The sequence below is a fragment of the Halobaculum litoreum genome (genome assembly GCF_030127125.1).
GTDB classification, from domain to species: domain Archaea; phylum Halobacteriota; class Halobacteria; order Halobacteriales; family Haloferacaceae; genus Halobaculum; species Halobaculum litoreum.
Genome location: NZ_CP126156.1, coordinates 1,720,864 through 1,734,360 on the forward strand (window position 1 = coordinate 1,720,864; position 13,497 = coordinate 1,734,360).

A 13,497-nucleotide genomic window follows, 5' to 3' on the forward strand; every position below is an offset into this window, starting at 1 on the left:
CCACGCGCCGCTCGCGAGGGTTCAAGTACCGAGGCGAGACCAACCGGCGCGTGACCTGAATGCGACCGTCGGGGGCCTGCGCGGGCGTGCGGTCGACCCCCGGCGAACCACAGCGACCGGACGCGACGACCGCCTGTCAGCCCACCACGCCGCGGACGAGGCCGCCGACCGCGCCGCCGACGAGCGCGACGCCGACGGCGACGCCGAGCGGCTGCGTCATCTCCAGCGCGACCGGGAGGGCGTCGGGACCGGTCAGGAGGAGCCCCCGCGGCGACCACGAGCGCGAGGGCCCCGAAGGCCACGCCGGCGGCGAGCCCCGGCCCGTCGTCCGTTGGGGGAGCGCGACGAGCGCCGCGCCCGCGACGAGGCCGAGCCAGTGGACCGACGCGATCCCGAGCCCCGCGAGCGCCGCCAGCGCCGTCGCGCTCCAGCGCGTGACGCGGTCGCTCCGGGTCACTCGCCGTCACCTCCGGCGAACCGCACCGCGAGGTCGCCGCGCATCGCCCGGTCCATCGGCTTGAACTCCCCGTTCGCCCACGCCGCCAGCTGGTCGTCGTACGACTCGGCGTAGGGGTTGCCGTCGTTGCCGCCGGGGAGGATGCACCGCGAGGTCGACCCGTCCTGCGGACAGACCTGTCGCCAGCTACTCCCGGCGCCGTCATCGACGCGGACGTTGAACAGCGTCGCCGCCGAGCCGTCGGTCGGGTAGCGCGGGTAGTTGAGGAACGACTGGTCGAACGGGTGGTCGATCCGCGTCCGGTTGTAGTCGCGGTACAGCTCCCACCCCTCGGCGTCGATCCGCTCGCGGGCGTTCTGGAAGGCGTCCGCCGCGGCGACGGCGCGGCCGCCCTCGAACCACTCGTCGCCGAGCGTCGCCAGCACCCACTGCGTGGGCGCGTAGTCCGCCGGGTCGCGCCGGTCGTCGAGCGCGCCGAGCGCGTCCGCGACGAACCGGGCCTCGTAGGCGTCGAGGAAGTGGACGAACAGCAGCGGCGCGCGGGCGCCGCGCTCGGCTTCGCCGTCCCAGTCGAGGACGGTGTCGAGGTCGTCGCGGGCGTCGCCGGACAGCCCGACCGCGCCGCCTCCAGCACCGGCCGGAAGCGCGCCAGCCGCCCGTCGTGCACGTCGCGCTGGAGGTCGCGCAGGTCCGCCGCCGTCACGTCGCCGCGGTCGACGAGCGCGTCGAGGCGGTCCCACAGCCGGATCCCGCGGAACGGCTCGCTGTAGTCCTCCGCGAGGTAGTACGGGTAGTCGGCGTCGTCGACGACCCGTTGGTTCGCGGTGCCGACGAACGCCGGGTCGTCGTCGTGGGGCATCTCCGCGTACGGGATGAACCCCTCCCACGACGACTCGCCGAACGGCGTGTAGCCGGCCCACTCGCCCTCGCGGGCGGAGCCGTCGAACACGCGCGTCCCGGGCACCGCTTCGCCGTCCGTCCGGCGGATCGGCACCCTCCCCGTGACGCGATACCGGACCGAGCCGTCGCGCCCGGCGTACACGAAACACTGCGTCGGCTCGTCGAAGTCGCGGAGCGCCTCGTCCACGTCGTCGCCGCCGCGCGAGCGGTTCAACGCGAGGATGGCGTTCGTCGTCCGCGTCGCCGACAGGCCGGTCCACGCGACGCCGAGTTCGGAGCGGAACTCGTCGCCGCCCGCCCCCGCGCGCAACACCGCGCCGTGGGCGGACTTCTTCACCGTCACCTCCTCGTCGGGCGCGTCCGCCACCTCGATGGTGTGCGGTTCGACGTCGAACGAGCGCCAGCGGTCGCCGTAGCGGTACTCGGTCCCGTCGGCGCGCGTCTCGTACTCGTAGAAGTCGATCACGTCGCAGCCGGCGTTGGTGAACCCCCACGCGCCGCGGTCGTTCTCCCCGATGACGACGAACGGGACGCCCGGGAAGGTGACCCCCCGAACCCGGTAGTCGGGGTGGCGCAACACCTCCTCGTACCACACCGGCGGGGCCATCAGCGTCAGGTGCGGGTCGTTCGCCATCATCGGGTCGCCGCTGTCGGTGTGGTCGCCGGCGACGGCCCAGGAGTTCGACCCGACCCACGCCGGCGGCTCGTTGCCGGCGAGCCAGCCGTCCAGCGACGGGTCGGTCGCCAGCGCCGCGCGCGAGGAGCCGTCGCCCCCGTCCGCCGGCGGCCGGGCGGCCGCCCCCGAGGGGACGGCCCAGTCGTCGGTCGCGTCGGTGTGGCCGAGGATCGCCGCGTCGTGGTCGAGGCGGTCCGGCAGGAGCGTCGCCGCCGCCTCCGCACCCAGTTCCGCGCGGAGGGTCTCCTTGCGGAGCGTTCGGAAACTCCCGGTGAGCGCCCACGCGATCTGTTTCTCGGCGAGCATCACGTCGGCCGGCGTCCACGGCGCGGGCTCGTAGTCGAGCAGTTCGAACTCGACCGGGAGCGGGAGGTCGTCGCGGGCACGGTTCACGCCCTCGCAGTACGCCTCCACGAGCGGCGCCGCCTCCGTGTCGGCGACGAGGTCCCACGTCGCGTCGGCCGCGCCGGCGAAGTCCATGCCGACGTGGAAGCGGTCGGAGTCGAGCGTCGCAGTCCCGACGACCGCCGAGAGTTCGCCGCGCATCTGGCGGCGCTGCAGGTCCATCTGGAACAGCCGGTCGGCGCCGTGTGCGTACCCCACCGCGAAACACAGCGCGGCCTCGTCGTCGCTCTCGACCCGGGGCACGCCCGCGTCGTCGTACCGGAGGGTCGCCGCGCCGTGCTCGCTGGGCACCCGTACCGGCGGGTCGTCGGCCGCGGCGTCCCACGCCCCGCCAGACAGCGGCGCGAACGCGGAGAGGTAGCCACGGACCGGCCCGAGGGCGCCGCCGGCGAGCGCCCCGCCGCCGACCGCCGCGAGCAGCGCCCGTCGCGTGAGATCGCCTGAACGTTCGGTCACAGCCGACGACGGGAGGCGCGTCGCATAAGTGCTCAGGTGTGGCCCGCTCGGAAAGATTCATAATCATGGGGGTGTTTGTCACGGGTGTCAATGGCAGACACGAAGCGCGGACGTGAACGTCAGGGCCGGAAGAAGCGCGAGCAACTGGAGACCGAACTCGCCGAACGGGAGATCGAGACGCTCGACGACGACACACTCCCGGAGTATCCGCCCGACGACACGGGGTCCGACCTCCTGTCCGCGCCGCCGCAAGAGGCCGAGTAACGCACAGCGGCGCGAAGAGCCGTCTTTTTGCCGGCCCGGAGCAAACCGGCCGACGATGACCGAACGTGCGACGTACGCGACCGTCTACGTCGGCGCACAGCTGGCGCCCGACGGCGCGACGTTAGACCTCGAGTGGGCCGACGACGTCGGCGACCGCACCGACGGACACGAGTTCGAGGTGTCGACCGCCGACGCCCGGGAGGCGTACCTCGAGATCCAGGCGTTCGACGTCGCCGAGTACGGCCACCAGATCCTCGTGAACGACGAGCCGCTCACCGGCTTCGACATCCCCCCGAACGACGGCTGGCAGCTGTGGACCGACACCGTCTCCGGCACCGAACTCGTGGAGGGGACGAACACCCTCGCGGTCGCTCGCGACACCGACACCGACGACGCGTTCGCGATCGGCACCGTCCGCGTCCACTGGAAGGAGCCCGCGGGCGGGTTCGCGGCGAAGGATCCCGTCGAGGAGTAGCATATAAACACGGCATTCTGTTCGAACTCCGAGGACACGGTGGTCGTGTAGTTTGTCACCGATTGTCACCCTGCAACGGACCGCAGTCTTGCGGTTTTCGGTGTCCGTCGGTCCGCGACCCGGACGGACCGCTACCCCATCGAACCCGAGGTTTTATGTAGAATCACAACCTCACTTGGGACCGTACATGAGCCAGCGACGAATGCAGGGTCAGCCCATGATCATCATGGGTGAGGACTCCCAGCGGGTGAAGGACAAGGACGCGCAGGAATACAACATCTCCGCGGCGCGTGCCGTCGCCGAGGCCGTGCGCTCGACGCTCGGCCCGAAGGGGATGGACAAGATGCTCGTCGACTCGATGGGCGACGTAACCATCACGAACGACGGGGTCACCATCCTCCAGACGATGGACATCGACAACCCGACGGCCGAGATGATCGTCGAGGTCGCCGAGACGCAGGAGGACGAGGCGGGCGACGGCACGACGACGGCCGTCGCCATCGCGGGCGAGCTCCTCAAGAACGCCGAGGACCTCCTCGAGCAGGAGATCCACCCGACGGCGATCATCAAGGGCTTCCACCTCGCCAGCGAGCAGGCCCGCGCCGAGGTCGACGAGGTCGCCGAGTCCGTCGACCCCGACGACGAGGAGCTGATCCGGAAGGTCGCCGAGACCTCCATGACCGGCAAGGGCGCGGAGCTGGAGAAGGAGGTCCTCGCCGACCTCATCTACCGCGCGGTCAAGCAGGTCACCGTCGAGGCCGACGACGGCAGCCACGTCGTCGACCTGGAGAACGTCGCGATGGAGACGCAGACCGGCCGCTCGGCCGGCGAGTCCGAGCTCCTGCAGGGCGCGGTCGTCGACAAGGACCCGCTCCACGACGACATGCCCTCGACGGTCGAGGACGCGAAGATCCTCCTGCTCAACGACCCCATCGAGGTCGAGGAGGCCGACGTGGACACGCAGGTGTCCATCGACTCGCCCGACCAGCTCCAGCAGTTCCTCGACCAGGAGGAGGAGCAGCTCAAGGCGAAGGTCGAGGCGATCAAGGAGACGGGCGCGAACGTCGTCTTCTGCCAGAAGGGCGTCGACGACCTCGCCCAGCACTACCTCGCGAAGGAGGGCATCCTCGCGGCCCGCCGCGTGAAGAAGTCCGACCTGAGCTTCCTCAAGAACATCCTCGGCGCGAACATCGTCTCCGACGTCGAGTCGGCGACCGCCGCCGACCTCGGGCACGGCTCGGTGTCGCGTGACGACGCCGACGAGCTGTTCTACGTCGAGGGCGGCGACGACGCCCACGGCGTCACGCTGCTGCTGCGCGGCTCGACCGACCACGTCGTCGACGAGCTGGAGCGCGGCGTCCAGGACGCCCTCGACGTCGTCTCCACCGCGGTGTCCGACGGCCGCATCGTCGCCGGCGGCGGCGCCATCGAGGTCGAACTCGCCTCGCGCCTCCGCGACTACGCCGACTCCGTCGAGGGCCGCGAGCAGCTCGCCGTCGAGGCGTTCGCCGACGCGCTCGAACTCGTGCCGCGCGTCCTCGCGGAGAACGCCGGCCTCGACTCCATCGACACGCTGGTCGACCTCCGCGCCGCCCACGAGAGCGGCGAGGAGCGCGCCGGCCTGAACGTGTTCTCCGGCGAGATCGAGGACACCTTCGAGGCGGGCGTCGTCGAGACGGCCCACGCGAAGGAGCAGGCGCTGTCCAGCGCCACCGAGGCCGCGAACCTCGTCCTCAAGATCGACGACATCATCGCCGCGGGCGACCTGTCTACCGGCGGCAACGACGACGAGGAGGGCGGCGCGCCCGGCGGCGGCATGGGCGGCATGGGCGGTATGGGCGGCATGGGCGGCGCGATGTGAAGCAGGGCACGACCTGATTCACTCCCCCACCCGACCACCGCACCGCGCTCGATCGACCACACCACTTCTTTCGACGCCGCGACGACGAGCGGCCGCGCCGTCGCTCAACAGATCGCGTACGTCGCGAACAGCTCGCCGTCCTCGGTGATCGAGACGTAGGCGCCGCCGTAGCACCGCGAGGTCTCGATCGAGACGGACTCCGTCGCGTTCAGCGCCGTCGCCGTGATCGTGAACCGCTCGACCCCCTGGGGGTCGGCCTCGACGGTGTCGTACGCCGCGACCTCGCTGCCGGGGTCGACCGCGAACGTCTCGTCCAGCACCGTCTCGCCCGTGGCGACGCGGACGACCGTCACACGGATCGAGACGGACCGGTCCCACCGGTTCTCCAGCGTCACGGACTGGCTCGGGGCCGGCCGGTGTGCGGCGTACTCGGTCCCGGCGTGCGTCTCGGTCGGCTGTGCGGTCGTCGACGCCGACGCCGTGGTCGCCTGTCCGGGGGTCCCGAGGCACCCTCCGGCGAGGACGACCGCGACGAGGAACACCGTGATGACGGTGAGGCGGGAGGGCGGCACGGCAGTGATCGCTCGACGTCGTTACAAGTGTCTTCTGTCGGGGACGTCGAGCCGGTCGGGGATCGGTCGGTCCCGGAGACGGCGTCGGTCCGCGGGAGGGCCTGCGTCGGCGGGGCGTCCGGGCCGCGTCACGCGGCGGACGCGGTGGTCGTCGTCGATCCGTCGTCGGTCGCGTCGCCGGACTCGTCGCCGTTCTCGGCGCCGTCACCGCCCGCGACGTCGGAGACGGCCTCGCCGAGGGCCTCCACGTTCCCGTCGACGAACGACCGGATCTCGTCGTGGATGTCGCCCACGAAGTCGGGCACCTGTTCGGGCAGGGTGGTGGGCGGGCCGGCCCGTGCGTCGTCGCCGGCGCCCGCGTCCGCGGGGGCGTTCCCCGGGGTCGCGGCCGCGACGCCGGTCACCGCGAGCAGTGCCGCGAGTCCGATCGCGAACAGCTTCGTGCGTGTCATGCTGCACCCGACCCTGTGGGCGCCGCCGTAAAGAGGGGTGGAGACCCGGAAGCCGGATTCGGGCGTTCGAGCGCCCGATAACCCCGATTAAGTCGAGTTAATCGAGTCGATCGGGGGCGACCACCGGCCGAGTCGGGACGGCCGCTCGCCGACACGGGACGGTCGCCTCCCGAGCGGGCGGCCGGCTCGCGGACGAGCGGTCGTACCGGAGCCTTCTAATCGGGCGACGCAAGAATTGCGCGCATGAAGACGCTCCTGCTCAACAGCGACGACGTCCACGACAACGCCGAGATGGCCGAGTTGGTCCCGGCCGTCGAGGAGGCGTTCGCCGCCTACCAGCGCGGCGACGCCCAGATGCCGCCCAAGAGCTACATCGACCTCCCCCAGTACAACGGCGACTTCCGCTCGATGCCCGCGTACCTCGACGCCGGCGACTGGGACGCCGCGGGCGTGAAGTGGGTGAACGTCCACACGGACAACGAGGCCGACTACGACCTCCCGACGGTGATGGGGACGATGATCTACTCGGACCCGAAGAACGCGTTCCCCCTCGCCATCCTCGACGGGACGGAGCTGACGATGAAGCGCACGGGCGCCGCCGCCGCGGTCGCGACCGACCACCTCGCCGTCGCCGACGCCGCCTCGCTGGGGATCGTCGGCGCGGGCGTCCAGTCGTACACGCAGTTGGAGGCCATCTCGACGGTGCGCGACATCGAGGAGGTCGTCGTCTCGGACCTCAGCGAGGAGCGCGTCGCCCGCTTCATCGACGCCTTCGAGGGGCGCTTCGACGTCCGGGCCGGCTCCATCGCGGAGGCGGCGAGCTGTGACGTGCTCTCGACGGTCACCCCCGTCGAGGAGCCCATCGTCCCGCGCGACGCCGTCGGCGACCACACGCACATCAACGCGATGGGCGCCGACGCGGAGGGGAAACACGAACTCGCCGACGAGGTGCTGCTCGACGCCAAGCTCGTGATCGACGACTACGAGCAGACCACCCACTCCGGGGAGATCAACGTCCCGTACAACGCGGGCGTCCTCGGCGACGACGACATCTACGGGCAGATCGGCGAGATCGTCGTCGGCGAGAAGGCGGGCCGCACGGCCGACGACGGCGTCACGGTGTTCGACTCCACGGGCCTCGCGATCCAGGACGTCGCCGCCGCCCACGTCGTGTACGAACACGCCGACGAGCGCGACAACGGCTACGCGTTCGACCTGCTCGGGCTGGCCGACTGAGGCGGCGCCCGTCCCGCACGCGGCGCGGCGGCTACTCCTCGGCGTCGTCGTCGCCGGTGATCGCCTCGACGACCTTGCTGATCCCCCAGACGATCGCGACGAACGGGAGCAGCGGCAGCATGATGGCGACGACGCCGAGGAAGATCGCCCAGCCGATGGCGTTCATCTCGTCGTCCTCGTGTGAGTCGTACCCCGGCGTGACCGTCCGGTACGCCGTGCGCAACAGTCCGGCGTCGTCGCTCCCGTCGGCCGTCTCGATCTCCGTACTCATGTGGTCGACGTAGGCCCGCTGACACCATACCCCTTGCGCCGGATCGACACCGGCGAGGGGACCGGATGGCCCGCACGTCGCCGTGCGGTGTGGTGGCAACTATCGCTGTGTTCGATGGAAAGGTATAGGGGTAGAAGCGGTCGAACGTGGAAGTAAGAAATGTCCGAGGAGGGCTACGACCACACGGCGGTCGAACGACGCTGGCAGGAGGCGTGGGCGGAGGCCGACGTCTACCGGACGCCGGACGACGCCGACGACCCGACGTACGTGCTGGGGATGTTCCCGTACCCGTCCGGGAAACTGCACATGGGGCACGTCCGCAACTACACGATCACCGACGCGTACGCCCGCTACCGGCGGATGCGCGGCGACGACGTCCTCCACCCGATGGGGTGGGACTCGTTCGGCCTGCCCGCCGAGAACGCCGCCAAGGAGCGCGACACGAACCCCCGCGAGTGGACGATGGACTGCATCGACACCATGCGCGGGCAGATGGAGTCGATGGGCTTCGGCTACGACTGGGACCGCGAGGTCACCACCTGCGAGCCGGAGTACTACAAGTGGAACCAGTGGCTGTTCCAGCGGTTCCACGACGAGGGGCTCGTCGAGCGCCGCGCCGCCGAGGTGAACTGGTGTCCCTCCTGCGAGACGGTGCTGGCCGACGAGCAGGTCGAGGGCGAGGACGAACACTGCTGGCGCTGCGACACCCTGGTCGAACAGCGCGAGTTGGACCAGTGGACGCTGGGCATCACCGAGTACGCCGACGAACTGCTGGCCGCCATCGACGACCTGGAGGGGTGGCCCGACAGCGTCCGCGAGATGCAGCGCAACTGGATCGGCAAGCAGGAGGGCTCGCGCGTCGAGTTCGACGTCGAGGGCCACGGGCCGGTCGAGGCGTTCACGACCCGACTGGACACGATCTACGGGGCGACGTTCTTCGCGCTGGCACCCGACCACCCGATCGCCGAGGAGCTGGCCGCCGCGGACGACGACGTGGCCCACTTCGTCGAGGAAGTGGCCGATCCCGACGGCGACGAACCGAACGGCGTCGAGACGGGGCTGACCGCGACGAACCCCGCGACGGGCGAGGAGGTGCCCGTCTTCGTCGCCGACTTCGTCCTCTCTGACGTGGGGACGGGCGCGCTGATGGGCGTCCCCGGCCACGACGAGCGCGACCACGCGTTCGCCGAGCGCATGGGCGTCGGCATCGTCCCCGTCGTCGCGCCCGACCCCGACGACGGCGCCGAGGCCGAGGCGCCCGACGTGAGCGACGGCGCCTACACCGACGACGGCGTGCTCGTCAACAGCGGCGCGTACGACGGCCTGCCGAGCGCCGCCGCCCGCGAGGAACTGACCGCCGACATCGACTCGGCGGCGTTCCACACGCAGTACCGCCTGCGCGACTGGCTGATCTCCCGCCAGCGCTACTGGGGAACGCCGATCCCGGTGATCCACTGCGACGAGTGTGGGCCCGTGATGGTGCCCGAGGAGGACCTGCCGGTGGAACTGCCGGAGTTCGTCAACACGACCGGCAACCCGCTGGACGCCGCCGAGGAGTGGAAACACACGACCTGCCCCGACTGCGGCGGCGAGGCGGTGCGCGAGACGGACACGATGGACACGTTCGTCGACTCCTCGTGGTACTTCCTGCGCTACGTCTCGCCGGACCTGACGGACGCGCCGTTCGACGCCGAGCGCGCCGACGAGTGGATGCCCGTCGACCAGTACGTCGGCGGGCTGGAGCACGCCGTGATGCACCTGCTGTACGCGCGGTTCGCCACGAAAGCCATCGCGGACATGGACATGCTGGCCCACCGCGAGCCGTTCACGAACCTGCTGGGCCAGGGGATGGTCCAGTTGGACGGCGAGAAGATGTCCAAGTCGAAGGGCAACACCGTCTCCCCCCAGCGCATCGTCGACGAGTACGGCGCCGACACCGCCCGCCTGTTCATGATGCAGGCCGCGCGGCCCGACACGGCGTTCGACTGGTCCGAGGAGGGCGTCAAGTCCACCCACCGGTTCCTGGCGCGGCTGGCCGACACCGTGCGGTCGTTCGCGGCCGCCGACGCCGACGGCGACGACACGGCCGCCGCGCGGTACGTCCGCTCGGAGGTCGACGCCGCGGTCGCCGTCGCCACCGAGAACTTCGACGACCTGGGCTTCGACCTGGCGACCCGCGAGGCCCAACAGCTGGTCGGGACGCTGCGCAGCTACCGCGCGTACGTCGACGAGGTGCACGCGCCGACGTTCGAGCGCGGCGTCCGCGCGGCGCTGAAGCTGCTGGCGCCGGTCGCGCCCCACCTGACCGAGGAGCTGTACGCGGAGTTGACCGGCGAGGACGAGGGCATGCTGGTCGAGGCCGACTGGCCGGCCGCGGACGTCGACACCGAGGCGGCCGAGCGGCGCCGCCAGCTGGTCGAGAACACCCGCGAGGACGTCCGCAACATCGTCGAGGTCGCGGGCATCGACGACCCCGAGCGCATCGACGTGGTCGTGGCGCCCGCGTGGAAACACGAGGCGCTGGACATCGCCATCGCCAGCGACGCGCCGAACCTGGTGGGCGAACTGATGGAGAACCCCGACATCCAGCGCCACGGCTCGGCGGCCGCGGACTACGCGAAGGACCTGCAGGCCGAGCGCGAGGCGCTCCGGCCCGCGCTGGCGCCCGAACGCGAACGCGAGGCGCTGGAGGCGGCGGCGTGGCTGATCGAACGGGAGTTCGAGGCGCCGGTCCGCGTGCTCACGGCCGACGAGGCCGACGACCACGTCACGAAGAAGGCCGAGCCGGGGCGACCCGCGATCGACATCGCGGAGTAGCCCGACCGACCGGCGGCGCTCCCGACTCAGTTCCGTTCGTTCCAGTTCAAGTCCACGTCGCGGCCGGCGTCCTCGCCGGCGGCGAACGGCCCGAAGCCGTACACGACGACGAGCACCGCCAGCGCCGGCAGGGCGTTGGCGGCCAGCGGGAGCAGGTCCACCGGAACGCCGACCAGCGTCGAGCAGGGGACGAACGCGACCAACAGCGCGACCCACGCGCCCGGGAACACGACGAGGCCGCCGGCGAGTTCGAGACGGCGGGCGCGCTCGGTCGCGGTCGCCGGGAGGCCGCCGCGCCACGCGCCGACGGCGGCCGCGAGCGCGACGACCGAGAGGATGACGGCGCCGTCGCCCGGCCCGGAGAAGCCGCCGCCCCAGCCCGGCACGGACAGGAAGGCGGCGACGCCGGCGAGCGAGACGCCGAGGTGGACGGCGACGAGCGCCCACGCCGCGCCGGCGACGGCGCGGTCGCGGGCGGTTCCCGGACGGCGATCACTGGACACGGGTCACGTCAGGGGGAGCACGAACAAGGCTGTGTCGGGCAGGGGACGGCGGGAGAACGGGCGTCGTCGGGTTCGGCACGACGTCTGGTCGGTCGGAGGGCGGGCTGGAGCGCGGAGGGACGCGGGGACGGGGGACCGAAGGCGACGGTGCCGCTTGCAGTCGGCTATCGGGGGACAGAACCCCGATCGGTCGCCGGGTCGGATCGATCAGTTGACGTCGATGCGGTGGCTGTCCGAGCCCTCCTCGACGGTCGTCTTGGGGAGGGTGACGGTGAGCACGCCGTTGGAGTACGTCGCGCTCGCGTCGTCCTCGCGGACCTCGGCGGGGAGGCCGACGGAGCGGCGCAGCGACTCGGCGCGGCGCTCGCGGCGGAGGTACGAGCCGGACTCGTCGGCGTCGTCGGACTCGAGCACGCGCTCGGCGGCGATGGTGAGCACGTCGTCGCGGACGGTCAGGTCGATGTGCTCGCGGTCGAACCCGGGGAGGTCGGCCACGACGACGATCTCGTCGTCGTACTCGGCGAGGTCGATGTCGATGCCGGATCGTCGCATCGACTCGACGTCGCCCCAGTTCATGCGGCCGACGTTCGCTCAGGTCCATGCGGCCGAAGTCGCGGGACATGCGGTCGAACACGCGGTTCATCTCGTCGAAGGGGGTGATGTTGCTCATGGTGTGTCTCCACCCCTACGGAGGCGCGCTCAGGTATTAAGCACCGCTGGACGCGTGATAGCCCGCGTCACGAGCCGGAATTCGGGCGTTTCGTCCCGGCGAAATCGACGGGGCCGTGCGCCCCCGCGGCCGGGCGGCCGCCGACGGACGGGTAACCGTTTTCACCGGCCGCCTCGCAGGTCGGGTATGGACGTCACGATCATCGACTACGGCGTGGGGAACCTCCGGAGCCTGCGCCGGGGGCTCGAACGCGCCGGCGCCGACGTGTCGGTCTCGGACGACCCCGACGCGATCCGCGACGCGGAGGCGCTCGTGTTGCCGGGCGTGGGCGCGTTCCGCGAGTGCGTCGCCAACTCCGAGCCGTTCCACGACGTGCTCGTCGAGAAGGCCGCGGACACCCCGGTGTTGGGGGTCTGTGTCGGCCTCCAGCTCATGTACGACGAGAGCACCGAGGGCGCCCCCGAGGGCGACACCGTCGCGGGGCTCGGCCTCATCGAGGGGCGCGTCGAACGGCTCCCCGACTCGGTGAAGGTGCCGCACATGGGGTGGAACGAACTGACGCCCGAGCGCGACCACCCGCTCGTCGACGGGATCGACGCGGGCGACTACGCGTACTTCGTCCACTCCTACTGCGCGGGCGTGACCGACCGGACCATCGCCTCCTGCGAGTACGGCCGCCGGTTCGCCGCCATCGCCGCCAACGAGGCGGGCAACGTCATGGGGACGCAGTTCCACCCCGAGAAGAGCGGCGAGACGGGGCTGCGCATCCTGCGCAACTTCGTCGACTACGCCGAGGCGTACCACGCCGGCGAGATCGCGACCGCCGACTGACGCCCGCCGCGTTCGTCCCGTTCTCCGCTCCGTCTTACGCCACGTCGATCCGGGTTCCGCCCTTCTCGACGGCGGCCTTCGGCAGCGTCACCCGCAACACGCCGTCCTCGTACGACGCCGTCGCCTCCTCCTCGACCACCTCGCCCGGGAGCCGGAGCCGTCGAGCGAGCGAGCGGGCCCGTCGCTCGCGCCGGTGGTACCGGCCCGTCGGCGTCTCTGCGTCCGCCTCCGCGTCCGTCTCGGCGTCGGCCCGGAGCGTCAGATCCCGCCCCGACACCGTCAACTCGATGTCGTCGGCGTCGAACCCGGGGAGGTCGGCGCTGACCACGTACGCCCCGTCGCGTTCGAGCACGTCCACCCGCACGTCGGTGCGGACGCGCCCCTCGAGGCTCGACCCGACCTCGTCGAGTTCCTCGCCCAACTGGTCGAACAGGTCCGTCACGTCGTCGAACGGGCTTCGTCGCGTCATATCAACCGATAGACCGTTGTCGTGCTTGTACCTGTCGCCGAGAACGGGTCGTAATCCCCCGAGCGTCGAAGGCCGAACACGGGACCACGGCCGGCGTGCGGTGACAGCGACCCCTCGGCGCACAGCGGGTGTGTGACGCCGGCGCCGGGGGCGACGGCGGCGGCGTCACCTGTTCGTGACTA

Annotated in this window: 13 protein-coding genes and 1 pseudogene; 6 read left to right on the forward strand and 8 right to left on the reverse strand. The window is 71.3% G+C overall.

Going from position 1 to position 13,497, the window contains the following annotated elements:
* Positions 1-136: 136 nt before the first annotated feature.
* Together P0R35_RS09400 and P0R35_RS16650 are read right to left on the reverse strand one after the other, a co-directional pair.
* Positions 137-457, reverse strand: coding sequence for a hypothetical protein (locus P0R35_RS09400; RefSeq protein WP_284012238.1), 321 nt, complete (start codon positions 455-457; stop codon positions 137-139).
* A pseudogene (locus P0R35_RS16650) lies at positions 454-2,894 on the reverse strand (penicillin acylase family protein). Before P0R35_RS16650 ends, P0R35_RS09400 begins: the two are co-directional and overlap by 4 nt.
* Positions 2,895-2,984: 90 nt before the next feature.
* Between P0R35_RS16650 and P0R35_RS09415 the strand changes: the two are divergent.
* From P0R35_RS09415 to thsB, 3 genes are all read left to right on the forward strand, one after another.
* Positions 2,985-3,158, forward strand: coding sequence for a hypothetical protein (locus P0R35_RS09415; RefSeq protein ID WP_284012240.1), 174 nt, complete (start codon positions 2,985-2,987; stop codon positions 3,156-3,158).
* A gap of 55 nt (positions 3,159-3,213) precedes the next feature.
* Positions 3,214-3,633 carry a DUF7383 domain-containing protein gene (locus P0R35_RS09420; protein WP_284012241.1) on the forward strand — a complete coding sequence of 140 codons (420 nt, stop codon included), beginning with the start codon at positions 3,214-3,216 and terminating at the stop codon, positions 3,631-3,633.
* A 217-nt stretch (positions 3,634-3,850) separates the two neighbouring features.
* Positions 3,851-5,494: a thermosome subunit beta gene (thsB, locus tag P0R35_RS09425; RefSeq protein ID WP_284014593.1), complete on the forward strand. Its 1,644-nt coding sequence runs from the start codon at positions 3,851-3,853 to the stop codon at positions 5,492-5,494.
* Positions 5,495-5,598: 104 nt separating this feature from the next.
* On the opposite strand, the gene P0R35_RS09430 is transcribed toward thsB, so the two are convergent.
* The gene (locus P0R35_RS09430) at positions 5,599-6,066 is read right to left on the reverse strand and encodes a hypothetical protein (RefSeq protein WP_284012242.1); all 468 of its coding nucleotides are present in this window, start codon (positions 6,064-6,066) and stop codon (positions 5,599-5,601) included.
* 128 nt (positions 6,067-6,194) lie between these two features.
* The gene (locus tag P0R35_RS09435) at positions 6,195-6,518 is read right to left on the reverse strand and encodes a hypothetical protein (RefSeq protein ID WP_284012243.1); all 324 of its coding nucleotides are present in this window, start codon (positions 6,516-6,518) and stop codon (positions 6,195-6,197) included.
* Positions 6,519-6,761: 243 nt separating this feature from the next.
* Here P0R35_RS09435 and P0R35_RS09440 point away from each other — a divergent pair, with 243 nt between their 5' ends.
* On the forward strand, positions 6,762-7,754 hold the full coding sequence (locus tag P0R35_RS09440) for an ornithine cyclodeaminase family protein (protein WP_284012244.1): 993 nt from the start codon (positions 6,762-6,764) through the stop codon (positions 7,752-7,754).
* 31 nt (positions 7,755-7,785) lie between these two features.
* On the opposite strand, the gene P0R35_RS09445 is transcribed toward P0R35_RS09440, so the two are convergent.
* Complete coding sequence (locus tag P0R35_RS09445; protein ID WP_284012245.1) at positions 7,786-8,025, reverse strand: DUF7535 family protein; 240 nt, start codon at positions 8,023-8,025, stop codon at positions 7,786-7,788.
* Between the two features lie 159 nt (positions 8,026-8,184).
* On the opposite strand from P0R35_RS09445, the gene leuS reads away from it, so the two are divergent.
* The gene (leuS, locus tag P0R35_RS09450) at positions 8,185-10,842 is read left to right on the forward strand and encodes a leucine--tRNA ligase (protein ID WP_284012246.1); all 2,658 of its coding nucleotides are present in this window, start codon (positions 8,185-8,187) and stop codon (positions 10,840-10,842) included.
* A gap of 26 nt (positions 10,843-10,868) precedes the next feature.
* On the opposite strand, the gene P0R35_RS09455 is transcribed toward leuS, so the two are convergent.
* Both P0R35_RS09455 and P0R35_RS09460 read right to left on the reverse strand, forming a co-directional pair.
* Positions 10,869-11,345 (reverse strand): hypothetical protein, encoded by a 477-nt coding sequence (locus P0R35_RS09455; RefSeq protein ID WP_284012247.1) that lies wholly within the window; start codon positions 11,343-11,345, stop codon positions 10,869-10,871.
* 207 nt (positions 11,346-11,552) lie between these two features.
* Positions 11,553-11,921 (reverse strand): Hsp20/alpha crystallin family protein, encoded by a 369-nt coding sequence (locus P0R35_RS09460; protein ID WP_321170418.1) that lies wholly within the window; start codon positions 11,919-11,921, stop codon positions 11,553-11,555.
* A 280-nt stretch (positions 11,922-12,201) separates the two neighbouring features.
* Here P0R35_RS09460 and hisH point away from each other — a divergent pair, with 280 nt between their 5' ends.
* Positions 12,202-12,846 carry an imidazole glycerol phosphate synthase subunit HisH gene (gene hisH, locus P0R35_RS09465; RefSeq protein WP_284012248.1) on the forward strand — a complete coding sequence of 215 codons (645 nt, stop codon included), beginning with the start codon at positions 12,202-12,204 and terminating at the stop codon, positions 12,844-12,846.
* A gap of 34 nt (positions 12,847-12,880) precedes the next feature.
* Here the strand turns inward: hisH and P0R35_RS09470 are convergent, their stop codons facing one another.
* Positions 12,881-13,315, reverse strand: a complete 435-nt coding sequence (locus tag P0R35_RS09470; RefSeq protein ID WP_284012249.1) for an Hsp20/alpha crystallin family protein — start codon at positions 13,313-13,315, stop codon at positions 12,881-12,883.
* Between the last annotated feature and the right edge of the window lie 182 nt (positions 13,316-13,497).

Coding starts and splice junctions, on each gene's coding strand:
- P0R35_RS09415 (WP_284012240.1), top strand. CDS start 2,985: ATGGCAGACACGAAGCGCGGACGTGAACGTCAGGGCCGGAAGAAGCGC.
- P0R35_RS09420 (WP_284012241.1), top strand. CDS start 3,214: ATGACCGAACGTGCGACGTACGCGACCGTCTACGTCGGCGCACAGCTG.
- thsB (WP_284014593.1), top strand. CDS start 3,851: ATGATCATCATGGGTGAGGACTCCCAGCGGGTGAAGGACAAGGACGCG.
- P0R35_RS09435 (WP_284012243.1), bottom strand. CDS start 6,518: ATGACACGCACGAAGCTGTTCGCGATCGGACTCGCGGCACTGCTCGCG.
- P0R35_RS09440 (WP_284012244.1), top strand. CDS start 6,762: ATGAAGACGCTCCTGCTCAACAGCGACGACGTCCACGACAACGCCGAG.
- P0R35_RS09445 (WP_284012245.1), bottom strand. CDS start 8,025: ATGAGTACGGAGATCGAGACGGCCGACGGGAGCGACGACGCCGGACTG.
- leuS (WP_284012246.1), top strand. CDS start 8,185: ATGTCCGAGGAGGGCTACGACCACACGGCGGTCGAACGACGCTGGCAG.
- P0R35_RS09460 (WP_321170418.1), bottom strand. CDS start 11,921: ATGAACTGGGGCGACGTCGAGTCGATGCGACGATCCGGCATCGACATC.
- hisH (WP_284012248.1), top strand. CDS start 12,202: ATGGACGTCACGATCATCGACTACGGCGTGGGGAACCTCCGGAGCCTG.
- P0R35_RS09470 (WP_284012249.1), bottom strand. CDS start 13,315: ATGACGCGACGAAGCCCGTTCGACGACGTGACGGACCTGTTCGACCAG.